The following is a 22,253-nucleotide window of genomic DNA, read 5'->3' as shown; positions in this document are numbered from 1 at the left end:
CTCTTACCGGGCCGAAGCGAGTTGAGTGAAAGCGGAACCGAGCCACTGCTGCACGCCACTCATGGTGGCGGCAGAGGTATCGAGGAACGGCTGTGGGTACACGCCCAGCAGAATCAGCAGCACTGCCAGGCCCAGGACCATGATCAGCTCGCGGCTGTCCATGCCGGCCAGTACGGTGTCGGCCTTGGCAGGGCCGAAGTAGGCGCGGTGGATCATGATCAGCGAATACACCGAGCCGAATACCAGACCGGTGGTGGCGATCACGGTGATCCACGGCACGTGCACGAAGCTGCCGAGCAAAATCAGGAACTCACCAACGAAGTTGCCGGTACCCGGCAAGCCCAGCGACGCTGCGGCAAAGAACAGGCTGATGGCCGGCAGGTAGGCGATGCGGTGCCACAGCCCGCCCATCTGGCGCATGTCGCGGGTGTGCAGGCGCTCGTACAGCTGGCCGGACAGGATGAACAGCGCGGCCGCCGACAGACCGTGGGCCAGCATCTGGATCACCGCCCCTTGCAGGGCCTGCTGGCTGCCGGAGTAGATGCCGATCAGCACGAAGCCCATGTGCGAGACGCTGGAGAACGCGATCAGGCGCTTGATGTCGGTCTGCGCGAAGGCCAGGAAAGCGCCGTAGAAGATGCCGATCAGGCCCAAGGTCATGGCGATCGGCGCAAACTCGGCCGAGGCGTTCGGGAACAGCGGCAGGGCGAAACGCAGCAGACCATAGGCCGCCGTCTTCAGCAGGATACCGGCGAGGTCCACCGAACCTGCGGTCGGCGCCTGGGCGTGGGCATCCGGCAGCCAGGAGTGGAACGGTACTACCGGCAGCTTGACCGCGAAGGCGATGAAGAAGCCGAGCATCAACAGGTACTCGGTGCCAGCTGGCAGTTCGGCCTTGAGCAGGTCGCTGTAGTTGAAGGTGATCACCCCAGTGTTGGTGTAGTTGACCAGCACCAGGCCCAGGATCGCGACCAACATGATCAGGCCGCTGGCCTGGGTGAAGATGAAGAACTTGGTCGCAGCGTAGATCCGGGTCTTCTTGCCGTCTGCCGAGCTGTGACCCCAGAGCGCGATGAGGAAGTACATCGGCACCAGCATCATTTCCCAGAAGAAGAAGAACAGGAACAGGTCCAGGGCCAGGAACACCCCGACCACGCCGCCGAGGATCCACATCAGGTTGAGGTGGAAGAAACCGACGTGGCGTTGGATTTCCTTCCACGAGCACAGCACCGACAGCACACCGAGCAGGCCGGTGAGCAGGATCATCAGCAGCGACAGGCCGTCCAGGGCCAGGTGGATGCTGATACCGAAGCGCTGGATCCACTGGACTTTGTATTCCAGTGCCCAGGCAGGCTCGGCACCCGGTGCCGGGGCCAGGGTGTAGTCACCGGTGCCCCACAGCCAGAGGCCGATACCGAGCAGCAGAGACATGGTCAGCAGCGCAATCCAGCGCGGCAAGGTGGCGCCGAAGCGTTCACCCAGCCAGCACAGGAAGCCGCCGATGAAGGGGATCAGGATCAGCCAAGGCAAAATCATGACGGGTTCGTTTCCTTTCGCAGAGTCGCAAGGTTCGCAAGGTTCATGGTCATACCGCAGCCACTACCACAGCGCCGAGTACCAGCACTGCGCCAACGGCGATCGAAGCGGTGTACCAGCGCAGCTGCCCGGTCTCGGTCTTGCTCATGGCGAGGTGGCCGCCGCGAGCCATGCGAGGAATCAGGCCGATGCCGCGATCGACCGGATCCTTGCGCAGGAGGTGGCTGATCAGCAGGTAAGGTTTGACGAACAGCTTGTCGTAGATCCAGTCGAAGCCCCAGGCGGCGAACCACCAGGCCGACAGCACCCGACCAATACCGCTGTTGGCGATGGCGCTGACCAAGCGACGCTTGCCTAGGAACAGCATCGCCGCCAGCAGGATGCCGGCGATGGCGATGGCACCGGAGGTGATCTCCAGCGCGTGCTTGGCCTCGCCACCGGCGTGGCCGGCGCTCTGTGGCAGCACGCCTGCAAGAGGTGGAGTGATCCAGGCACCGACAAAGGTCGACAACACGATCAGCACGCCCAACGGCAGCCAGTGACTGATGCCATGACCGGCATGGGCTTCGGTCTTCGCTTCGCCATGGAAAGCGATGAAGATCAGGCGGAAGGTGTACAGCGAGGTCATGAAGGCGCCGACCAGGCCCGCATACAGCAAGCCGCTGTTGCCGCTGGCGAAGGCTTCCCAGAGGATCTCGTCCTTGGAGTAGAAACCCACGGTCACGATTGGCAGGGCCGCCAGGGCAGCGCCACCGACCACGAAGCTGGCGTAGGCCAGCGGCAGCTTCTTCCACAGCCCGCCCATCTTGAAAATGTTCTGCTCGTGGTGGCAGGCGACGATCACCGCACCGGAAGCGAGGAACAGCAGGGCTTTGAAGAAGGCGTGGGTCATCAGGTGGAAAATCGCCGCGTCCCAGGCGCCGACGCCCAGGGCCAGGAACATGTAGCCGATCTGGCTCATGGTCGAGTAGGCGAGAATACGCTTGATGTCGGTCTGCACCAGCGCGGCGAAGCCAGCCAGCACCAGCGTGACACCACCCACCACACCGACCAGGTGCAGAATATCCGGCGCCAGCAGGAACAGCCCGTTGGTGCGCGCGATCAGGTACACACCCGCGGTCACCATGGTAGCGGCGTGGATCAGGGCCGAAACCGGGGTTGGACCTGCCATCGCGTCGGCCAGCCAAGTCTGCAACGGCAGTTGGGCCGACTTACCGACCGCACCACCGAGCAGCATCAGTGTTGCCAGGACCATCCAGGTGTCACCGGCCTGGAATTTCTGCGGTGCCAGCACCAGCAGCTCCTGCACGTTCAGCGTGCCGAGCTGGGCGAACAGGATGAACAGGCCGATGGCCATGAACACGTCGCCGATGCGGGTGACGATGAACGCCTTGAGTGCGGCGTTACCGTTGTTGCGGTTGCTGTAGTAGAAACCGATCAACAGGTACGAGCACAGGCCAACCCCTTCCCAGCCGAAGTAGATGAACAGCAGGTTATCGCCCAGGATCAGGAACAGCATGCTGGCGATGAACAGGTTGGTGTACGAGAAGAAGCGCGAGTAGCCGGCTTCGCCACGCATGTACCAGGAGGCGAACAGGTGGATCAGGAAGCCCACCCCGGTGACCACGCCGAGCATGGTTACCGACAAGCCGTCCAGGTACAGGGTGAAGTTCGGCGCAAAGCCGTCCACCGACATCCACTGCCACAGCAACTGGCTGTAAGCCCCGCCTTCAGGCGGCGCGACGTTGAACTGCCAGATGACGTAGGCGGCGGTGGCCGCCGAGAGGCCGACCGAGCCGACGCCGATCAGCGCGGACAGGTTCTCCGAGAACCGCCCGCGGGAGAACGACAGCAGCAGGAAGCCGATCAGGGGGAAGACGAAAGTCAGGAAGAGTAGGTTCATCCGCGCATCTCACTGGCAGCATCGATGTCGAGAGTGTGGAAGCGGCGATACAGCTGCAGCAGGATCGCCAGGCCAATACTGGCTTCGGCGGCTGCGAGGCTGATCACCAGAATGAACATCACCTGGCCGTCGGGCTGGACCCAACGGGCACCGGCGACGATGAACGCCAGGGCAGCGGCGTTCATCATGACTTCCAGGCTCATGAGCACGAAAAGGATGTTGCGGCGGACCATCAGGCCAACCAGACCTAAGCAGAACAGGACGCCGGCGACGGCCAGCCCATGTTCGAGAGGGATAGCACCCATGATTTACTCCTTCGCCTCGTTGCGGCCCAGGTGGAAGGCAGTGACGGCCGCGGCCAGCAGCAGCATCGACGCCAGTTCGACCACCAGCAGGTAGGGGCCGAACAGGCTGATACCCACTTCCTTGGGGGTGACAGTAGTACCGCTGATGGCGGCACCGCTGGGGCTGACGAACAGCACGTACAGCAGCTCCAGCAACAGCAGGGCGGCGAGCACGACCGGCCCGGCCCAGATCCCCGGCTTGAGCCAGCCGCGTTCCTGGGCCACCGAGGCCGGCCCCAGGTTGAGCATCATCACCACGAACACGAACAGCACCATGATGGCGCCGGCGTAGGCGATCACTTCCAGGGCGCCGGCGAACGGCGCTCCCAGGGCGAAGAAGATCATCGCGACCGAAATCAGCGAGATGATCAAGTACAGCAAGGCGTGCACGGGGTTGGTGCCGGTTACCACCCGCAGGGTGGAGACCACGGCGATCCCGGATGCGAAGTAGAAAGCGAATTCCATCTTTCTGTCCTTATGGGAGCAAGCTCTTCACGTTGATCGGCTCGGCCTCATTCTGCGCAGCGCCCTTGGGCTTGCCAGCGATCGCCATACCCGCAACACGGTAGAAGTTGTAGTCAGGGTTCTTGCCGGGGCCGGAGATCAGCAGATCTTCCTTCTCGTACACCAGGTCCTGACGCTTGAACTCGGCCATTTCGAAATCCGGAGTCAGCTGGATCGCGGTGGTCGGGCACGCTTCTTCACACAGGCCGCAGAAGATGCAGCGCGAGAAGTTGATGCGGAAGAACTCCGGGTACCAGCGGCCGTCGTCGGTTTCCGCCTTTTGCAGGGAAATGCAACCGACCGGGCAGGCCACTGCACAGAGGTTGCACGCCACGCAGCGCTCTTCGCCATCGGGGTCGCGGGTGAGGACGATGCGCCCGCGATACCGCGGTGGCAGGTACACGGGTTCTTCAGGGTATTGCAGGGTGTCGCGCTTGCGGAACCCGTGGGAGAACACCATCGCCAGGCTGCGCAGCTGGGTGCCGGTGCCCTTAACGATGTCGCCGATATACTTGAACATGGGTCAAATCCTCACTGGGCCGCGACGGCTGGCGTGTTGTAAAGCACGATCGCAGCGGTCACCAGCAAATTGATCAGGGTCAGCGGCAGGCAGAACTTCCAGCTGAAGTCCATCACCTGGTCATAGCGCGGGCGCGGAATCGAGGCACGCAGCAGGATGAACAGCATGATGAAGAACGCGGTCTTCAAAGCGAACCATAGGAACGACAGTTGCGGCAGAATGCCGAACGGTCCGTGCCAGCCGCCGAAGAACAGGGTCACCAGCAGCGCCGAGATGAGGATGATGCCGATGTACTCACCGACGAAGAACATGCCCCATTTCATGCCGGCATACTCGATGTGGTAGCCGTCGGCCAGTTCCTGCTCCGCTTCCGGTTGGTCGAAAGGGTGACGGTGAGTCACGGCCACGCCGGCGATGAAGAAGGTGCAGAAGCCGAAGAACTGCGGAATGATGAACCACAGGTTCTGCGCCTGGTATTCAACGATGTCGCGCATGTTGAACGAACCGACCTGCACCACCACGCCCATCAGCGCCAAGCCCAGGAACACTTCGTACGACACGGTCTGGGCCGAGGCACGCAAGCTGCCCAGCAAGGCGTACTTGTTGTTCGACGACCAGCCGGCGAACAGCACGGCATACACCGACAGCCCCGCCATGGCGAAGAAGAACAGCAGGCCGATGTTGAGGTCTGCCACACCCCAGAGCGGGGTGATCGGAATGACGCAGAACGCGATCAGCAGAGCACTCATGGCCACGACGGGCGCCAGGGTGAAGATCATGCGATCGACGAAAGGCGGGTTCCAGTCTTCCTTGAAGAACATCTTCAGCATGTCGGCGGCGATCTGGAACATGCCGAATGGGCCCACGCGGTTCGGGCCATAACGGTCCTGCCACCAGCCCAGCAGGCGCCGCTCGACGAAGCTGAGCAGCGCGCCGCAGACCACTACCGCGAGCAGGACCACGATGGCCCGGACCACGGTGAGGATCACATCGATCACTTCGGGGGTGAACCAGCTCATTGTGCTGCCTCCTGCAGACCTTCGACGGATGCTCCGAAGATGGCCGGTGGGATGCCGGCCAGGCCTTTGGGCAGGGCAACCAGGCCCGCGCCCAGTTCTTCATTGATGCGCAGCGGCAAGCGCAAGGCCACGCCGCCTACGTTCAGGCTCAACAGGGCACCCTCGTTGACCCCCAGACGGTCGGCTTCGGACTTGGCCAGGGCTACGTAGGCAGCCGGGATACGCTCTTGCACCGGCGCTGCGCGCGAGGAGCTTTCCTCGCTGCCGAACAGGTGGAAGAACGGCACGGCGGTCCAGGTGCCTCGCGCCGGGTTGAAGGCACCCGGAATGGCGGTGAACCAGTTCAGGCGGTCGCCTTGCGATTCGATCAGGCGTACACCTGGATCGCCGGCACGCAGATGGCCACCGACCTCATCCTGAAACTTGTTCCAGGCTTGTGGCGAGTTCCAGCCGGGCGACCAGGCGAACGGCACCTGTTGGCGCGGTTCGGCCGACCCTGAATAACCTTCCATGGAGAAGGCGAAGGCGGTGTCCTTGTCCTGCGGCGTGCGCGGTTCGTGCACGCTGATGTTGGCGCGCATGGCCGTGCGCCCGGAGTAGCGCAGCGGCTCGCGGGCAAGCTTCAGGCCCTTGATGCGGAAGGCAGCGCTCGGTGCGGCATTGACGATGCCGGACAATTGCTCGGCCACCTGGGCGCAGGCGCTGGTGACGTGGTCCAGCTGGGTCCAGTCGACCGGCTTGTTGAGCAGGGTGGCACGCACCGCGTGCATCCAGCGCCAGCCTTCGTGGACCAGGATGCTGCTGTCCAGGTACTGCGGGTCGAACACCTGGAAGAAGCGCTGGGCACGGCCTTCCTGGCTGACCAAAGTACCGTCGCCCTCGGCGAACGAGGCCGCTGGCAGCACCAGATGGGCGCGCTCGACGGTAGCAGTGCGCGAGTGATCGGCGACGATCACCACCTTGGCCGCGGCCAGTGCTGCGTCGACCTTGGCAGCCGGGACGCGGGCATACAAGTCGTTTTCCAGCACGACGATGGCGTCGGCCTTGCCGCTGATCACCGCGTCCAGCGCAGCATCGACCGAATCGCCACCGAACATGGCCATGCCCAGGCTGTTGGCCTCGGGCACCACCAGGCTCAGCGAGCCGTCCTTGGCGCGCAGTTTCAGCGCCTTGGCGATGTTGGCGGCCGCCTCGATCAGGGCCGGGTCGGCCAGCGAGGTGCCGGCGATGATCAGCGGGCGCTTGGCCGCGACCAGGGCATCGGCGATGCGCTGGGCCAGGGCCTGGGCCTCGGCGTCCAGGCCCTCGACCGCTGGGGCGCTCGGGTCGATTGCGTTGGCGACGGCGAAGCCGATGCGGGCCAGGTCAGCAGGCGCTGCATGCACGCATTCTTCAGCCACGTCGTCGAGCTTGGTTTCAGCCAGCGAGGCGATGAACAGCGGGTACAGCGCGTGCTGGCCGATGTTCTTCACCGCGGCGTCGAGCCATGGCTGTACCTTCATGGCCTCAGCCATTGCCTCGGCCTTGCCCTTGGTCGCCTGGCGCACGGCCAGGGCGACGCGGGCCGCGGTCTGGGTCAGGTCTTCACCGAGCACGAACACCGCGTCATGATCTTCGATGTCGCGCAGGGTCGGCACTGGCAGCGGGCTGTTGTTCAGCACGTCCAGGGCCAGGCGCACGCGGGCCAGTTCTCCGGCTTCCATACCGCTGTAGAAATAGTCGGCGCCGACCAGTTCACGCAGGCCGTAGTTGCTTTCGAGGCTGGCGCGCGGCGAGCCGATACCGACGATGGTACGGCCGCGCAACAGATCGGCCGCTTTGTCCAGGGCAGCATCGACGCTCAGTTTGCTGCCATCGGCCAGTTGCGGCTGACGTGGGCGGTCGCTGCGGTTGACATAGCCATAGCCGAAGCGGCCGCGGTCGCACAGGAAATACTGGTTGACCGAGCCGTTGAAGCGGTTCTCGATGCGGCGCAGTTCGCCGTAGCGCTCACCGGGGCTGATGTTGCAGCCGCTGGAGCAGCCATGGCAGATGCTTGGCGCGAACTGCATGTCCCATTTGCGGTTGTAGCGCTCGGAGTGAGTCTTGTCGGTGAACACGCCAGTCGGGCAGACCTCGGTCAGGTTGCCGGAAAATTCGCTTTCCAGCACGCCGTCTTCGACGCGACCGAAGTACACGTTGTCATGGGCGCCATACACGCCCAGGTCGGTACCACCGGCATAGTCCTTGTAGTACCGCACGCAGCGGTAACAGGCGATGCAACGGTTCATCTCGTGCGCGATGAAGGGGCCGAGGTCCTGGTTCTGATGGGTACGCTTGGTGAAACGGTAGCGGCGCTCGTTGTGGCCGGTCATTACCGTCATGTCCTGCAGGTGGCAGTGACCGCCTTCTTCGCACACTGGGCAATCGTGCGGGTGGTTGGTCATCAGCCACTCGACGACACTGGCGCGAAACGCCTTGGACTCATCGTCGTCGATGGAGATCCAGGTGCCGTCGGAGGCAGGGGTCATGCAGGACATGACGATACGACCGCGGGTGTCGTTCTCGTCGGTGTACTGCTTGACCGCACACTGCCGGCAGGCGCCGACGCTACCGAGCGCCGGGTGCCAGCAGAAATAGGGGATGTCGAGGCCGAGCGACAGACAGGCCTGTAACAGGTTGTCTGCACCGTTGACTTCGAGCGCTTTGCCGTCTACGTGGATAGTGGCCATTGTTCAAAGTTCTTCGTTGGCCCGCGTGAGCGGGCGTGGCTAATGGAAATCGGTACACCTGCGGCACGCCGCGCATCATGCGGGCCGGCCGGCAGGCTGGCGGGTGGCACGGACCACCCGCGGTCAATCTTGTTATGCGCCTACCACAATCGGGTTCGCCAGGTTCGGGCGCAGGGTGTCAGCGCCAGCGGGTGCGACACCGGCCTCGAATTCGGCGCGGAAGTACTTGATGGCACTGCCCAGTGGCTCGACGGCACCGGGGGCGTGCGCGCAGAACGTGCGGCCCGGGCCGAGGAAGTTGACCAGGCCCAGCAGCGTCTCGATGTCTTCGGCGCGGCCCTGGCGGTTTTCCAGCGCGCGCAGCATCTTCACGCTCCATGGCAGGCCGTCACGGCAAGGCGTACACCAGCCGCACGACTCGCGGGCGAAGAACTCCTCCATGTTGCGCAGCAGCGAAACCATGCTGACGCTGTCGTCCACGGCCATGGCCAGGCCCGTACCCATGCGCGTGCCGACCTTGGCGATGCCACCGGCGTACATCTGCGCGTCGAGGTGCTCGGGCAGCAGGAAACCGGTACCGGCACCGCCTGGTTGCCAGCACTTGAGCTTGAAGCCGTCGCGCATGCCACCGGCGTAGTCTTCGAACAGCTCACGGGCGGTGACGCCGAACGGCAGTTCCCACAAGCCCGGGTTCTTCACCTTGCCGGAGAAGCCCATCAACTTGGTGCCGTGGTCTTCGCTGCCTTCGCGGGCCAGCGACTTGTACCAGTCGTTGCCATTGGCGACGATGGCCGGCACGTTGCACAGGGTCTCGACGTTGTTCACGCAGGTCGGCTTGCCCCACACGCCCACGGCGGCCGGGAAAGGCGGCTTGGAGCGCGGGTTGGCACGGCGGCCTTCGAGCGAGTTGATCAGTGCGGTTTCTTCACCGCAGATGTAGCGCCCGGCGCCAGTGTGCACGAACAGCTCGAAATCGAAACCGCTGCCCAGGATGTTCTTGCCCAGCAGGCCGGCAGCCTTGGCTTCGTCGATGGCACGGTTGAGGTTCTTCGCCGCCGTGGTGTACTCGCCACGCAGGAAGATGTAGCCACGATAGGCCTTCAGCGCGCGGGCGCTGATCAGCATGCCTTCGATCAGCAGATGGGGCTGTTGCTCCATCAGCATGCGGTCCTTCCAGGTGTTGGGCTCCATTTCATCCGCGTTGCACAGCAGGTAGCGGATGTTCATGGATTCATCTTTGGGCATCAGGCCCCACTTCACGCCCGTGGGGAAGCCGGCACCGCCGCGGCCCTTGAGGCCGGAATCCTTGACGCTTTGCACGATGTCGTCGCTCGACATCTCGGCCAGGGCCTTGCGAGCGGCGACATAGCCGTTCTTGGACTGGTACTCGGCCAGCCAGACCGGCTCGCCATCATCGCGCAGGCGCCAGGTCAGCGGGTGGGTTTCGGCCGTGCGCGCAATGCGGTTGGCCGGGCCGAAGGAAGTCATGGTCATACGTAACCCTCCAGCAGTTTGGACACACCGGCCGGCTGCACATCACCGAAGGTATCGTCGTCGATCATCAGCGCCGGCGCCTTGTCGCAGTTGCCCAGGCAGCACACCGGCAGCAGGGTGAAGCGGCCGTCGGCCGTCGTCTGGCCCAGGCCGATGCCCAGCTCGTGCTGAATCTGGCTGACCACCGATTCGTGGCCGCCGATGTAGCAGACCATGCTGTCGCACACACGGATGATGTGGCGGCCGACCGGCTGACGGAAGATCTGGCTGTAGAAGGTGGCGACACCCTCGACGTCGCTGGCGGGAATGCCCAGCACTTCGCCGATGGCGTGGATGGCGCCGTCTGGCACCCAGCCGCGCTCCTTCTGGACGATCTTCAAGGCTTCGATGGACGCCGCGCGCGGGTCTTCGTAGTGGTGCATTTCGTGCTCGATGGCCGAGCGCTCGGTTTCGCTCAAGGCGAAACGGTCTGTCTGGATAAGCGTGCTGTTCATGCTTAGCGGTCCACGTCAGCCATAACGAAGTCGATACTGCCCAGGTACGCAATGAGGTCGGCGACCATGCTGCCTTTGATCACCGAAGGGATCTGCTGCAGGTGCGGGTAGCTCGGGGTACGGATCCGGGTGCGGTAGCTCATGGTGCCGCCATCGCTCGTCAGGTAGTAACTGTTGATGCCCTTGGTCGCCTCGATCATCTGGAACGATTCGTTGGCCGGCATGACCGGGCCCCACGAAACCTGCAGGAAGTGCGTGATCAAGGTTTCGATGTGCTGCAGGGTGCGCTCTTTCGGCGGCGGCGTGGTCAGCGGGTGATCCGCCTTGTACGGGCCTTCCGGCATGTTGCGCAGGCACTGATCGATGATGCGGATGCTCTGACGCATTTCCTCGACACGGACCATGCAGCGATCGTAGGCATCACCGTTGTGGGCCAGCGGTACTTCGAACTCGAAGTTCTCGTAACCGGAGTAGGGGCGCGCTTTGCGCAGGTCGAAATCGCAACCGGTGGCGCGCAGGCCGGCACCGGTGGTACCCCACTCCAGCGCTTCCTTGGTGTTGTACGCAGCGACGCCGATGGTACGCCCCTTGAGGATGCTGTTCTGCAGTGCGGCCTTGGTGTACTCGTCCAGGCGCTTGGGCAGCCATTCGACGAAATCCTTGACCAGCTTGTCCCAGCCGCGTGGCAGGTCGTGGGCCACGCCGCCGATGCGGTACCACGCCGGGTGCAGGCGGAAACCGGTGATCGCTTCGATCACCGTGTAGGCGCGCTGGCGGTCGGTGAAGGTGAAGAACACCGGCGTCATGGCGCCGACGTCCTGGATGTAGGTGCCCAGGAACAGCAGGTGGCTGGTGATGCGGAAGAACTCGGCCAGCATGATGCGAATCACGTCGACTTTCTGCGGCACCTGAATGCCGGCCAGCTTCTCGACCGCGAGCACGTACGGCAGGTTGTTCATTACCCCGCCGAGGTAGTCGATGCGGTCGGTGTAGGGAATGAAGCTGTGCCAGGATTGCCGCTCGGCCATCTTCTCGGCACCACGGTGGTGGTAGCCGATGTCCGGAACGCAATCGACGATCTCTTCACCGTCGAGCTGCAGCACGATGCGGAAGGCACCGTGGGCCGAAGGGTGGTTGGGGCCAAGGTTGAGGAACATGTAGTCCTCGTTGGCGCCCTGGCGCTTCATGCCCCAGGCTTCCGGGTTGAAGCGTGCCGATTCTTCTTCGAGCTGCTGCTTGGCCAGGGTCAGGGTGAACGGGTCGAACTCGGTGGCGCGCGCCGGATAGTCCTTGCGCAGCGGGTGGCCTTCCCAGGTGGGCGGCATCATGATGCGGCTCAGGTGCGGGTGGCCGGCGAAGTCGATGCCGAACATGTCCCAGACTTCGCGCTCGTACCAGTTGGCATTCGGCCAGATACCGGTCACAGAAGGCAGGTTGAGGTCGCCCTCGCTGAGCGACACCTTGATCATCACGTCGCTGTTACGTTCGATCGACAACAGGTGGTAGAACACACTGAAATCGGCAGCGGGCAGGCCGCGACGCTGGGTGCGCAGACGCTCGTCGACGCCGTGCAGGTCGTACAGCATGCTGTACGGTTTGGCGACACCGCGCAGGAAGCTGAGCACTTCCTTGAGCTGGGCGCGCTTGACCCACAACACCGGCATGCCGGTACGGGTTTCCTGGGCGACGAATGCATCGGCGCCAAAACGGTTGTGCAGTTCGACGACCACATCCTGGTCGTCAGCCTTGTAGGGCGGAATGAAAATAGCGTTGTCCGCTGTCATGGTCTCGGTCGCTTCGGGTCAGCGTTAAGAATGAAGCCAGGCCGCCGGCTCACGGGAGCGGGCGGCAGGTCGCTGGATCAGACTTCGTCGGGGCTGCGCAGGTTGGTTACCGCAATGCGCTGTTCACGACGCAGGTCTTTCTGAGCAGGCATCTCGGCACGGTAGATGCCTTGATCGCCAACAACCCAGGAAAGCGGGCGTCGTTCTTGGCCGATCGATTCCTGCAGCAGCATCAAGCCTTGCAGGAACGCTTCGGGGCGCGGTGGGCAGCCAGGCACGTAGACGTCCACGGGGAGGAACTTGTCGACCCCCTGAACGACCGAGTAGATGTCGTACATGCCACCGGAGTTGGCGCACGAACCCATGGAGATGACCCACTTGGGTTCGAGCATCTGCTCGTAGAGGCGCTGAATGATCGGCGCCATCTTGATGAAGCAGGTACCGGCGATGACCATGAAGTCCGCCTGGCGCGGCGAGGCCCGGATGACTTCGGCGCCGAAGCGGGCGATGTCGTGGGGCGCCGTGAAGGCGGTGGTCATTTCCACGTAGCAGCAGGACAGGCCGAAGTTGTACGGCCAGAGGGAGTTCTTGCGACCCCAGTTGACCGCGCCACTGAGGACATCTTCGAGCTTGCCCATGAAGATGTTCTTGTGGACCTGGTCCTCCAGCAATTGGTCGGTGACGGTTTCCCGATCACCTACCGGGTATTGCTCGTTGGGCGCATCCGGGTCGATTCTGGTGAGATTGTATTGCATTGCCAAAGCCTCATTGTTTCAGCTTCGCTTGCCGCTTGCGGCGCCCTTCGGGAGCCCAGTCAAGGGCCCCGACACGCCATAGGTAGACAAGACCTGCCAACAGAATTGCTATGAAAACGAGTGCTTCGACGAATCCGGTCCAGCCGCTCTCGCGGACGGACACAGACCATGCATACAGGAAGAGGGCTTCGATATCGAAGATCACGAAGAGCATCGCGACCAGATAGAATTTGGCGGACAGGCGCAGGCGCGCGCTGCCGGTAGGCAGCATGCCGGATTCGAAGGGTTCGTTCTTGGCGCGGCCCCAAGCCTTGCTACCGAGCAGGCTGGACAGACCGAGCATGAAGGCACACAGGCCGACGACACCCAGGAGGAAGATGGCAAAGCCCCAGTTGTGGGCGATGAGTCCTGCCGAATCGGACATGCTTGAAATCCTTATACAGAGACCCAGCTCTGCAGTCTGAAATAAGTAGAGCGGCGACGCGGTGTCGCAGGTGCAGTGACCAAATGTCGCAGCTGAATCAATCGCGCTGATTTTATGGGTAAACCGGTAGCAAGTAAAATTTCCGCTGCAAATTTATTCGTAGGATTTAGTACATGATCTGCGGCTAACTGGCTGAAAGCCTTGAGATTCGGGCATTGCGTGCGCTTTTGTTAATTATGTTTCTTGCGAGTGGTAATGAATTACAAACTTCGTAATGATAATTAATATCATTTGAAGGCATGCTGAATAGTTTGGCTGTTTTGCGGGTTGTAAAGTTCATTAGCGATTCGCCCCCACTTGCAAATGCCAAAAACGCCTTTTTTAGCAGGTCTGACGGCGGCTGGTACCGCTCTGGATCAATACTTCGCCGGCTCGAGCAATGCCCCGGTGCTTAAAGCATAGACCGGTTTCACAGGACAGGGGCGCTGCTGGGCCTTTGGCGACCTTGCATCCAGCGCAGCGACCCACGAAAAAAGGCCCGACGCTCTCGCAAGCGCCGGGCCTCTGGTCATCGACCTGCCAAGGTCAGTGGAACTGCTCTTCCTCGGTCGAGCCGGTCAGGGCCGTCACCGACGAGGCGCCACCCTGGATCACCGTGGTCATGTCATCGAAGTAGCCGGTACCGACTTCCTGCTGGTGGGCAACGAAGGTGTAGCCTTTGCTGGCGTCGGCGAACTCCTGTTCCTGCAGCTTGACGTACGCTGTCATGTCGTTGCGTGCGTAGTCGTGGGCCAGGTTGAACATGCCGTGCCACATGTTGTGGATGCCGGCCAGGGTGATGAACTGGTGCTTGTAGCCCATGGCCGACAGCTCGCGCTGGAACTTGGCGATGGTCGCGTCGTCGAGGTTTTTCTTCCAGTTGAAGGACGGCGAGCAGTTGTAGGACAGTAGCTGGTCCGGGTATTCCTTCTTGATTGCCTCGGCGAAGCGGCGTGCTTCGTCCAGATCGGGCTTGGCCGTTTCGCACCAGATCAGATCGGCGTACGGGGCATAGGCCAGGCCGCGGGCGATCGCCTGGTCGAGACCGGCACGTACCTTGTAGAAACCTTCACGGGTCCGCTCACCGATCACGAACGGCTGATCGTACGGGTCGCAGTCGCTGGTCAGCAGGTCAGCGGCGTTGGCGTCGGTACGGGCCAGGATGATCGTCGGCACGCCGGACACGTCTGCGGCCAGGCGCGCCGCTACCAATTTCTGTACGGCTTCCTGTGTGGGCACCAAGACCTTGCCACCCATGTGTCCGCATTTCTTGACCGATGCCAGTTGGTCTTCGAAGTGCACGCCGGCAGCGCCCGCTTCGATCATGTTCTTCATCAGCTCGTAGGCGTTGAGCACGCCACCGAAGCCTGCCTCGGCGTCGGCGACGATCGGTGCGAAGTAATCGATGTAGCCTTCATCGCCGGGGTTCTTGCCCGCTTTCCACTGGATCTGGTCGGCACGGCGGAAGGAATTGTTGATGCGCTTGACCACGGTCGGAACCGAGTCGACCGGGTACAGCGACTGGTCAGGGTACATCGACTCGGCCGAGTTGTTGTCGGCGGCGACTTGCCAGCCGGACAGGTAGATAGCCTGGATGCCGGCCTTGACCTGTTGCACGGCCTGGCCACCGGTCAGGGCGCCCATGCAGTTGACGAAGTCTTTTTCCGGGCGGAAGGACGGGTGCGCCCCTTCGGTGACCAGCTTCCACAGTTTTTCTGCACCCAGGCGCGCCAGGGTGTGCTCAGGTTGCAGCGAGCCACGCAGGCGAACGACATCGGCGGCGGTATAGGTACGGGTCACGCCTTTCCAGCGCGGGTTCTCGGCCCAGTCTTTCTCGAGGGCTGCAATTTGCTGTTCGCGTGTCAGTGCCATGGAAATAAACCTCGTCGCATCGATCTTGGGTTAATTGTGCTGATGCTCGGGACGGCTCAGGGGCGAGGCGGCTGTCCAGCGGCGAGACGGCGACGGCGAACGTGAAGGCGGGAGGGGTAGAAGGTGCAGAGCAGGCGCAGGAGCGCTTCCGACAGCTCGGCTCGTGGATGCCTTGCTGCGGTGCGACGCGATTGCCAGAACTGCGGTACTGCGCTTCCGTCCCTCGGGACAACTTCTTCGTTGCAGTCGCAATCCCGTCGAACCGCCTTGTGGGCCGTATGGACACGAGGCGCCTCCAGGGTAGGAGGAGAGCGCCTCGAAGGCCCTTGCCAGGGCCCCTGATTAGCGGGAGCGAGGCCATCATGCCCCTGGCAAAAACCACCTGTCAAATGTTTTGTAGTGGTTTTTTTGGTCTACTACATCTTTGGTCTAATGCGACTCGTCGGTCGGTTTCGAGGCCATTGGTCGAAGCCTTGAGCTGACTGGGCTTACTCCAAAACGTCGACTTTTACTCGCAAGGTCATATTTTTCCCCCGCTGGGTGCTGTAGGTACGGCTGGAAGGGTTGCGCTCAGCTTGGCTCTGCTGATTGGAAGCGGCTAGATTCACCCACTCGCCAAGCGGGGCGGTGATGGTTGTGTCGGTACTTTGAACATCCACTACATCAGCGCGTTCGCTGCTCGTTCGATCGTTATTGCTGCTGATTTGCAAGCGCACGCGCTCACCGCTCAGGTACGGCGTGACGTAAAAACCCTGGGTTACATTGCGATACTGGGTATCCGTCTGCAGGCGTCCGTAGCCATCTGTGCTGGCGCTGGTAATCGGAATGCTCTGGCCAACCTGGATCAGCGCGGGTTGGCCCTCACTGGCCTGTATCTGCTGCAGCCCGCCGTTGCGGTTGCTGGTGCCATAGCGAATGACCCGACCATCACCCCGCGTGTCCTGGTCGTTGCTGTCGGTGTTATCAACGCTGATCAGCAAGCGCCTGGGAACGGTATCGAGTTGTTGCAGCAGTGCGCGCAGGTCGTCGATGCGCTCGGCGTCGGCATTCACGACGAGCTTGTCCTCGAAAGCGCTGACAGTGCCGTCACGACCGAGGAACGACTGGGCTGCAGGCAACAGTTCCGCGCTGCTGCGATGCTGCAGTGCAATCACTTCGGTTGCGGCCTGGGTAGCGGCGCTGGTGGCCAGCAGCAGGGAGAAGAGAAGGGGGCGTAGCGGCATGTCTGGAATCTCCGCAGGTAGAGTCAGCATGATGGCAAATTTGCCGACACTTTGTCGGGCCGGAATCTGCGCCGTGTCATGCTATTGGCAAGAAAGCGGAAGTTATTGCCGATTATCAGCGAGGCCTTGGCGCAATGGCTGGCACGCGATAGCGCGGCGCCCAAACGTCGATGAACCTTTGCGCGGCAAGGTCTGTCGCACTCACAAGGTGTGAGGGCCGATGCCATGAAGCGTGTTCTGGTTGGATTATTGTGGCTGTGCAGCAGCGGCGTACAGGCGTCGGCTGAACCACTGCGCATCAACGCTTTGCAACGCTGTGGCGAGCTGCTGGCTGTCGACGCGGCGCAGTGGTGCCTGCGCAGTCAAGGGCTCGGTGCACAGACCCCGACCGTCTGGCTCGGGACAACCCGCTTGAGCCGTGACCAGGTGCAACGCGACGGTGATCGCGTGACCGTGAAGCTTGGCGACATGCAGCGACCCAGCGCGCCGCTCTGGTTGGAGGAGGGCGGCCGCACCAGCAACTCCGTATGGCTGACGCGTGGACGCAGCCATGTGATAGCCGCGCAGCCCCATGAAGTGGCCAAGAACATGGACGGTCTGACCACCTACGTCGATCTGGTCAGTCTGTTGATCGAGGAAAAGCACGACGGTTTGAACGAAGCGCGGCGCATTGCCGAAAGATATGGCGCGCGTGTAGTGGGGGCCATTGCGCCGCTCAATGTCTACCAGCTGCGCTTGCCGGTGCGCGACTTGGTGCAGCGTGACGCGATGATCTTGCGCATGGGCAGCGAGCTCAGCGTGGACGCCGTGGTCATCGAGGAGTCTGCGCCGGAGCCGGGCGAGGAGGGCGCTGGGCGCAGCTCCGCCGCGATCAGCCAGGCTGACGAATGGGCGGCCAACCGTTTCCTGGATGCCCTGTATTTCTACCAGCGGCGCATCCCGGCAGCGCGTCTGCCGGTGCAACCGGTGCGCATCGGCGTGATAGAGCGGGACGTGGATTTCGATGCGCCTGCGTTCACCGCCTACCGCGGCCCGTGCGCTGCGCGCCACGTGTGTGTGTATGGCCGTGACGGCCAGCAAGCCGATGCCCACGGCAGCTTGGTCACCGGCATCCTGGCCGGCGAACAGGAAGGTTTCCTGGCGGGCTTGGGCGAGCACAGCCCAGGCTTCGAGGTGATCGTCGAGCGCAACTCCGATGCCGGCATCACCGCTAACATCGCCGCATCGGTCAACCTGGTCGAGGACGGTGCCCGCGTGCTGAATTGGAGTTGGGGGCTGCACCGGGTCGGTGCCCGCAACGTCAAAGGCGATGAGGTCGATTCCCTGGTCCGTTCAGGGCTAGCCATGAGTGGCTACGAGGAATTGCTCGAAGAGTTCTTCCTCTGGCTGCGCGCCAAGCATCCTGACGTCGTAGTGGTGAATTCGGCCGGGAACGGCGCATCTTGGTCCGGCACCGACGAATACCGCTTGCCATCATCGTTCGTCACCGAGCAGTTGCTGGTAGTGGGCGGTCATCAGCGCAGCGAGCAGGCGGTTGCGGTGGACGACCCGCGCCATGTGCGCAAACGCCACAGCTCTAACATCGACATGCGCGTGGATGTCAGCGCGGCCGCTTGCATTCGCCCTGCTGGCGCGGCCGATCAGCACTGCGGCACCTCCTATGCAACGCCGCTGGTCACCGCGACCGTGGCGACCATGCTGGCCATCAACCCGGCGTTGACTCCCGAGCAGGTGCGCACATTGCTGCGCCGCAGTGCCCTGACCCTGGGCAAGGAACAGGATTTCGAAGCCATGGACGCCGAGGACCTGACGGCCCCGATCCTGCCGTCCGAGCGCGGTGGCCAACTGCATCACCCCGACCTTGGCCGCTCGGCACGGCTGGATATGCAGCGCGCGCTGGATCTGGCGGTGCAAAGCCGCGACCGGGTGCGCTGAGCGGTGGCCGCTGTCAGATAAATTCCGTAACATCGCGCCCCTTGATTTCACCCGTCCATTCGGACTGCACCCCAGGATGCCCATGAAGCCCGCCCGACTACGTGCCGACCTGCTCGCCGGCCTGACCACCTCTTTCGCCTTGGTGCCCGAGTGCATCGCCTTCGCCCTGGTGGCCCACCTCAACCCGCTGATGGGCTTGTATGGCGCCTTCATCATCTGCACCCTCACGGCCCTGTTCGGCGGGCGCCCCGGGATGATCTCCGGGGCCGCCGGCTCGATGGCGGTGGTCATCGTGGCGCTGGTGGTGCAGCACGGCGTGCAATATCTGCTGGCCACGGTGCTGCTGGGCGGCGTGGTGATGATCCTGTTCGGTCTGCTGCGCCTGGGCAAGCTGGTGCGCCTGGTGCCGTACCCGGTGATGCTCGGCTTCGTCAACGGCCTGGCGATCGTCATCGCCATGGCTCAGCTCGAACATTTCAAGGACGGCGAGCATTGGCTCAGTGGCGCGCCGCTGTACCTGATGATTGGCTTGGTAGCGCTGACCATGCTGGTGGTCTATGTCCTGCCCAAGCTCACTCGAGCGGTACCGCCAGCGCTGGTGGCGATCCTCGGGGTGGGCCTGCTGGTGTACCTGCTCGACCTGCCGACGCGCACGCTCGGCGACATGGCGCACATCGCGGGTGGCCTGCCGCAGCTGGCGCTGCCCGGTGTAGCGTGGAACCTCGAAACGCTGACGATCATTGCGCCGTACGCCGTGTTGATGGCCATGGTCGGTTTGCTGGAAACCCTGCTGACGCTCAATCTCACTGATGAAATCACCGAAAGCCGCGGTTTTCCCGATCGTGAGTGCGTGGCCCTGGGTGCAGCCAACATGGTTTCGGGCTTGTGCGGTGGCATGGGCGGCTGTGCGATGATCGGCCAGACCGTGATCAACCTCAGCTCCAACGGCCGCGGACGCCTCTCGGGCGTGGCTGCGGGGGTGATGATCCTGCTGTTCGTGCTGTTCCTGTCGCCGTTGATCGAGCGCATTCCCCTGGCAGCGTTGGTCGGGGTGATGTTCGTGGTGGCGCAGCAGACCTTCGCCTGGGCCTCGCTGCGGGTGCTGCACAAAGTGCCGCTGAGCGACGTGCTGGCGATCATTGCAGTGACCATCGTCACGGTGCTGACGGACCTGGCCATGGCCGTGCTGTTCGGCATCATCATCGCGGCAGTGAACTTCGCCTGGCAGCACGCACGGGAGCTGTACGCCGACAGCCATGAAGACGGCGAGGGCGGCAAGTTGTATCAGGTGCACGGCACGCTGTTCTTCGCCTCTACCGCGCCGTTTCTGAACCAGTTCGACCCCGCCAACGATCCGGCCAACGTGACCTTGGACTGCAAGCACCTGAGTTTTGTCGACTACTCGGCCATCGCAGCCCTGCAGACCCTGCGCGAGCGCTATGCCAAGGCCGGTAAGCACCTGCGGGTGGTGCACCTGTCGCAGCGGTGCAGGAAGCTACTGCGCCGTGCGGGGGAACAACACTGAGTGATCGCGCTCAGACCCCAACTCAGTCCCCGCGGTTTTTCTTGACGATGGTGTCGGCAATGCTCGCCGGTGCCTCGGCATAGCGGGTGAACTCCATCGAGAAGCTGGCCCGACCCTGGGTCATCGAACGCATCGAAGTGGCGTAGCCGAACATCTCGCCCAGCGGCACCTCGGCGCGGATCACCTTGCCGGCCGGGGTCTCGTCGCCATCCTGGATCATGCCGCGGCGCCGGCTCAGGTCGCCAAGAATGTCGCCTTGATATTCTTCAGGGGTGACCACCTCGACTTTCATCACCGGCTCGAGCAACACGGCACCGCCTTTCTGTGAGAGTTGCTTGGTAGCCATCGATGCCGCGATCTTGTAGGCCATTTCGTTGGAGTCGACGTCGTGGTATGAGCCGTCGAACACTGCGGCCTTGAGGCTGATCAGCGGGTAACCGGCCAGAACACCGTTCTTCATCTGCTCCTCGATGCCCTTTTGAATCGCCGGAATGTATTCGCGCGGTATCACGCCGCCGACGATCTCATTGCTGAAGGCGAGCCCTTCCTGACCCTCATCGCCTGGCGCGAAGCGGATCCAGCAGTGGCCATACTGGCCGCGTCCGCCGGACTGGCGCACGAAGCGCCCTTCGATCTCGCAGGTATTGCGGATCTTCTCGCGGTAGGCCACTTGCGGCTTGCCGATGTTGGCCTCGACATTGAATTCGCGGCGCATGCGGTCGACGATGATGTCCAGGTGCAGCTCACCCATGCCGGAGATGATCGTCTGCCCGGTTTCCTCATCGGTGCGCACCCGGAACGAGGGGTCTTCCTGGGCCAGCTTGCTCAGGGCAATACCCATCTTTTCCTGATCGGCTTTGGTCCGCGGTTCCACCGCCACGGAGATCACCGGATCGGGAAAGTCCATGCGCTCAAGGATGATCGGAGCATTCAGGTCGCACAGCGTATCGCCGGTGGTGACGTCCTTCATGCCGATCAGGGCGGCGATGTCGCCGGCACACACGTCCTTGATCTCGGCGCGTTGGTTGGCATGCATCTGCACCATGCGGCCGATGCGCTCTTTTTTGCCTTTGACGGAGTTCAGCACGGCATTGCCAGAGCTGAGCACGCCTGAGTAGACCCTGGCGAAAGTCAGGGTGCCGACGAAGGGATCGGTGGCGATCTTGAAGGCCAGCGCCGAGAATGGCTCGCTGTCATCGGCGTGGCGCTCGAGCAGGTGCGCTTCGTCGTCCGGGTCGGTGCCTTTGATCGCCGGGATTTCCGAGGGCGCCGGCAGGTAATCGATCACCGCATCGAGCATCAGTGGCACGCCCTTGTTCTTGAATGACGAGCCCAGGATGGTCGGCACGATTTCATTGGCAAGGGTGCGTTGGCGCAGCGCCGCCTTGATTTCAGCCACGCTCAGTTCTTCGCCTTCGAGGAACTTGGTGGTCAGCGCGTCATTGGCTTCGGCGGCAGCCTCGACCATGTGCGCCCGCCATTCTTCGGCCAACGCCTGCAGATCTTGCGGAATGGGCTCTTCTCGGTAGCTGGTGCCGTGGTCGTCCTCGTTCCAATAGATCGCCTTCATCTTGACCAGGTCGATTTGCCCGATGAAGTTCTCTTCGCTGCCGATGGCCAACTGGATCGGTACCGGATGATGGCCTAGGCGCTGGTCGATCTGTTTCACCACGCGCAGAAAATCGGCGCCCTGGCGGTCCATCTTGTTGATGTAGGCCAGACGCGGCACATGGTACTTGTTGGCCTGGCGCCACACCGTCTCGGACTGCGGTTCGACCCCATCGGCGCCGCTGAACACCACCACCGCGCCATCGAGCACACGCAACGAACGCTCGACCTCGATGGTGAAATCGACGTGGCCGGGCGTATCGATGATGTTGAAACGGTACTTGTGCTCGAACTGCTTGGTCGAGCCCTGCCAGAAGGCGGTGGTCGCCGCTGAGGTGATGGTGATGCCGCGCTCCTGCTCCTGGGCCATCCAGTCCATGGTCGCAGCGCCATCGTGCACCTCGCCCATCTTGTGGTTGACCCCGGTGTGGAACAGGATCCGCTCGGTGGTCGTGGTCTTGCCAGCGTCCACGTGGGCGACGATGCCGATGTTGCGGTACAGCTCGATGGGCGTGGTACGGGCCATGGCGGAGCACCTGCGGCGATACGGATTCTCCCACGTT

The 22,253-nt window shown here is 62.8% G+C and carries 17 protein-coding genes; 2 read left to right on the top strand and 15 right to left on the bottom strand.

Annotated elements, in window-relative coordinates; genetic code table 11:
• Nucleotides 1–3 precede the first annotated feature (3 nt).
• The 14 genes from nuoM to ACLEJW_RS05765 all read right to left on the bottom strand — a co-directional run bounded on the left by nuoM (nt 4) and on the right by ACLEJW_RS05765 (nt 16,622).
• A complete protein-coding gene (gene nuoM / locus ACLEJW_RS05830) occupies nt 4–1,536 on the bottom strand; it encodes an NADH-quinone oxidoreductase subunit M (protein WP_145187573.1) in 1,533 nt (510 codons plus the stop codon).
• Between the two features lie 49 nt (nt 1,537–1,585).
• Complete coding sequence (gene nuoL, locus ACLEJW_RS05825) at nt 1,586–3,439, bottom strand: NADH-quinone oxidoreductase subunit L (RefSeq protein WP_440777194.1); 1,854 nt, start codon at nt 3,437–3,439, stop codon at nt 1,586–1,588.
• Nucleotides 3,436–3,744, bottom strand: coding sequence for an NADH-quinone oxidoreductase subunit NuoK (nuoK, locus tag ACLEJW_RS05820; protein WP_145187567.1), 309 nt, complete (start codon nt 3,742–3,744; stop codon nt 3,436–3,438). Before nuoK ends, nuoL begins: the two co-directional genes overlap by 4 nt.
• Nucleotides 3,745–3,747: 3 nt before the next feature.
• Complete coding sequence (gene nuoJ / locus ACLEJW_RS05815) at nt 3,748–4,248, bottom strand: NADH-quinone oxidoreductase subunit J (RefSeq protein WP_145187564.1); 501 nt, start codon at nt 4,246–4,248, stop codon at nt 3,748–3,750.
• Nucleotides 4,249–4,258: 10 nt separating this feature from the next.
• Nucleotides 4,259–4,807, bottom strand: coding sequence for an NADH-quinone oxidoreductase subunit NuoI (gene nuoI / locus ACLEJW_RS05810; protein ID WP_023534793.1), 549 nt, complete (start codon nt 4,805–4,807; stop codon nt 4,259–4,261).
• An 11-nt stretch (nt 4,808–4,818) separates the two neighbouring features.
• Nucleotides 4,819–5,826, bottom strand: coding sequence for an NADH-quinone oxidoreductase subunit NuoH (gene nuoH / locus ACLEJW_RS05805; protein ID WP_054884882.1), 1,008 nt, complete (start codon nt 5,824–5,826; stop codon nt 4,819–4,821).
• Complete coding sequence (gene nuoG / locus ACLEJW_RS05800; protein ID WP_440777193.1) at nt 5,823–8,537, bottom strand: NADH-quinone oxidoreductase subunit NuoG; 2,715 nt, start codon at nt 8,535–8,537, stop codon at nt 5,823–5,825. The genes nuoH and nuoG overlap by 4 nt, the downstream gene beginning before the upstream one ends.
• Nucleotides 8,538–8,669: 132 nt before the next feature.
• Complete coding sequence (nuoF, locus tag ACLEJW_RS05795) at nt 8,670–10,031, bottom strand: NADH-quinone oxidoreductase subunit NuoF (protein ID WP_145187559.1); 1,362 nt, start codon at nt 10,029–10,031, stop codon at nt 8,670–8,672.
• A complete protein-coding gene (gene nuoE, locus ACLEJW_RS05790) occupies nt 10,028–10,525 on the bottom strand; it encodes an NADH-quinone oxidoreductase subunit NuoE (protein ID WP_145187556.1) in 498 nt (165 codons plus the stop codon). The genes nuoF and nuoE overlap by 4 nt, the downstream gene beginning before the upstream one ends.
• A gap of 2 nt (nt 10,526–10,527) precedes the next feature.
• The gene (nuoC, locus tag ACLEJW_RS05785) at nt 10,528–12,309 is read right to left on the bottom strand and encodes an NADH-quinone oxidoreductase subunit C/D (RefSeq protein ID WP_145187553.1); all 1,782 of its coding nucleotides are present in this window, start codon (nt 12,307–12,309) and stop codon (nt 10,528–10,530) included.
• A 77-nt stretch (nt 12,310–12,386) separates the two neighbouring features.
• A complete protein-coding gene (locus tag ACLEJW_RS05780) occupies nt 12,387–13,064 on the bottom strand; it encodes a NuoB/complex I 20 kDa subunit family protein (protein WP_145187550.1) in 678 nt (225 codons plus the stop codon).
• Between the two features lie 10 nt (nt 13,065–13,074).
• Complete coding sequence (locus tag ACLEJW_RS05775) at nt 13,075–13,488, bottom strand: NADH-quinone oxidoreductase subunit A (RefSeq protein WP_145187547.1); 414 nt, start codon at nt 13,486–13,488, stop codon at nt 13,075–13,077.
• Nucleotides 13,489–14,073: 585 nt separating this feature from the next.
• Nucleotides 14,074–15,399 carry an isocitrate lyase gene (aceA, locus tag ACLEJW_RS05770; RefSeq protein ID WP_012315229.1) on the bottom strand — a complete coding sequence of 442 codons (1,326 nt, stop codon included), beginning with the start codon at nt 15,397–15,399 and terminating at the stop codon, nt 14,074–14,076.
• Between the two features lie 488 nt (nt 15,400–15,887).
• Nucleotides 15,888–16,622 (bottom strand): secretin N-terminal domain-containing protein, encoded by a 735-nt coding sequence (locus tag ACLEJW_RS05765; protein ID WP_440777192.1) that lies wholly within the window; start codon nt 16,620–16,622, stop codon nt 15,888–15,890.
• 225 nt (nt 16,623–16,847) lie between these two features.
• Here ACLEJW_RS05765 and ACLEJW_RS05760 point away from each other — a divergent pair, with 225 nt between their 5' ends.
• Both ACLEJW_RS05760 and ACLEJW_RS05755 read left to right on the top strand, forming a co-directional pair.
• Nucleotides 16,848–18,557: a S8 family peptidase gene (locus ACLEJW_RS05760; RefSeq protein ID WP_440777191.1), complete on the top strand. Its 1,710-nt coding sequence runs from the start codon at nt 16,848–16,850 to the stop codon at nt 18,555–18,557.
• 82 nt (nt 18,558–18,639) lie between these two features.
• Nucleotides 18,640–20,082 carry a SulP family inorganic anion transporter gene (locus ACLEJW_RS05755; protein WP_313296346.1) on the top strand — a complete coding sequence of 481 codons (1,443 nt, stop codon included), beginning with the start codon at nt 18,640–18,642 and terminating at the stop codon, nt 20,080–20,082.
• A 22-nt stretch (nt 20,083–20,104) separates the two neighbouring features.
• On the opposite strand, the gene fusA is transcribed toward ACLEJW_RS05755, so the two are convergent.
• Nucleotides 20,105–22,216: an elongation factor G gene (gene fusA / locus ACLEJW_RS05750; protein ID WP_440777190.1), complete on the bottom strand. Its 2,112-nt coding sequence runs from the start codon at nt 22,214–22,216 to the stop codon at nt 20,105–20,107.
• Between the last annotated feature and the right edge of the window lie 37 nt (nt 22,217–22,253).

The organism is Pseudomonas sp. SMSB3, assembly GCF_052041965.1.
Taxonomy (GTDB): domain Bacteria; phylum Pseudomonadota; class Gammaproteobacteria; order Pseudomonadales; family Pseudomonadaceae; genus Aquipseudomonas.
Note: the sequence above shows the minus strand (reverse complement) of the source record. Positions and strands in the feature narration are given on the sequence as shown.

Excerpts from the sequence above, each read along its gene's own strand:
- nuoF (WP_145187559.1), bottom strand. The coding sequence starts at position 10,031 with ATGACCATGACTTCCTTCGGCCCGGCCAACCGCATTGCGCGCACGGCC.
- ACLEJW_RS05780 (WP_145187550.1), bottom strand. The coding sequence starts at position 13,064 with ATGCAATACAATCTCACCAGAATCGACCCGGATGCGCCCAACGAGCAA.
- nuoE (WP_145187556.1), bottom strand. The coding sequence starts at position 10,525 with ATGAACAGCACGCTTATCCAGACAGACCGTTTCGCCTTGAGCGAAACC.
- aceA (WP_012315229.1), bottom strand. The coding sequence starts at position 15,399 with ATGGCACTGACACGCGAACAGCAAATTGCAGCCCTCGAGAAAGACTGG.
- nuoJ (WP_145187564.1), bottom strand. The coding sequence starts at position 4,248 with ATGGAATTCGCTTTCTACTTCGCATCCGGGATCGCCGTGGTCTCCACC.
- nuoM (WP_145187573.1), bottom strand. The coding sequence starts at position 1,536 with ATGATTTTGCCTTGGCTGATCCTGATCCCCTTCATCGGCGGCTTCCTG.
- nuoH (WP_054884882.1), bottom strand. The coding sequence starts at position 5,826 with ATGAGCTGGTTCACCCCCGAAGTGATCGATGTGATCCTCACCGTGGTC.
- nuoC (WP_145187553.1), bottom strand. The coding sequence starts at position 12,309 with ATGACAGCGGACAACGCTATTTTCATTCCGCCCTACAAGGCTGACGAC.
- ACLEJW_RS05760 (WP_440777191.1), top strand. The coding sequence starts at position 16,848 with ATGAAGCGTGTTCTGGTTGGATTATTGTGGCTGTGCAGCAGCGGCGTA.
- nuoG (WP_440777193.1), bottom strand. The coding sequence starts at position 8,537 with ATGGCCACTATCCACGTAGACGGCAAAGCGCTCGAAGTCAACGGTGCA.
- ACLEJW_RS05765 (WP_440777192.1), bottom strand. The coding sequence starts at position 16,622 with ATGCCGCTACGCCCCCTTCTCTTCTCCCTGCTGCTGGCCACCAGCGCC.
- ACLEJW_RS05755 (WP_313296346.1), top strand. The coding sequence starts at position 18,640 with ATGAAGCCCGCCCGACTACGTGCCGACCTGCTCGCCGGCCTGACCACC.
- nuoL (WP_440777194.1), bottom strand. The coding sequence starts at position 3,439 with ATGAACCTACTCTTCCTGACTTTCGTCTTCCCCCTGATCGGCTTCCTG.
- nuoK (WP_145187567.1), bottom strand. The coding sequence starts at position 3,744 with ATGGGTGCTATCCCTCTCGAACATGGGCTGGCCGTCGCCGGCGTCCTG.
- nuoI (WP_023534793.1), bottom strand. The coding sequence starts at position 4,807 with ATGTTCAAGTATATCGGCGACATCGTTAAGGGCACCGGCACCCAGCTG.
- fusA (WP_440777190.1), bottom strand. The coding sequence starts at position 22,216 with ATGGCCCGTACCACGCCCATCGAGCTGTACCGCAACATCGGCATCGTC.
- ACLEJW_RS05775 (WP_145187547.1), bottom strand. The coding sequence starts at position 13,488 with ATGTCCGATTCGGCAGGACTCATCGCCCACAACTGGGGCTTTGCCATC.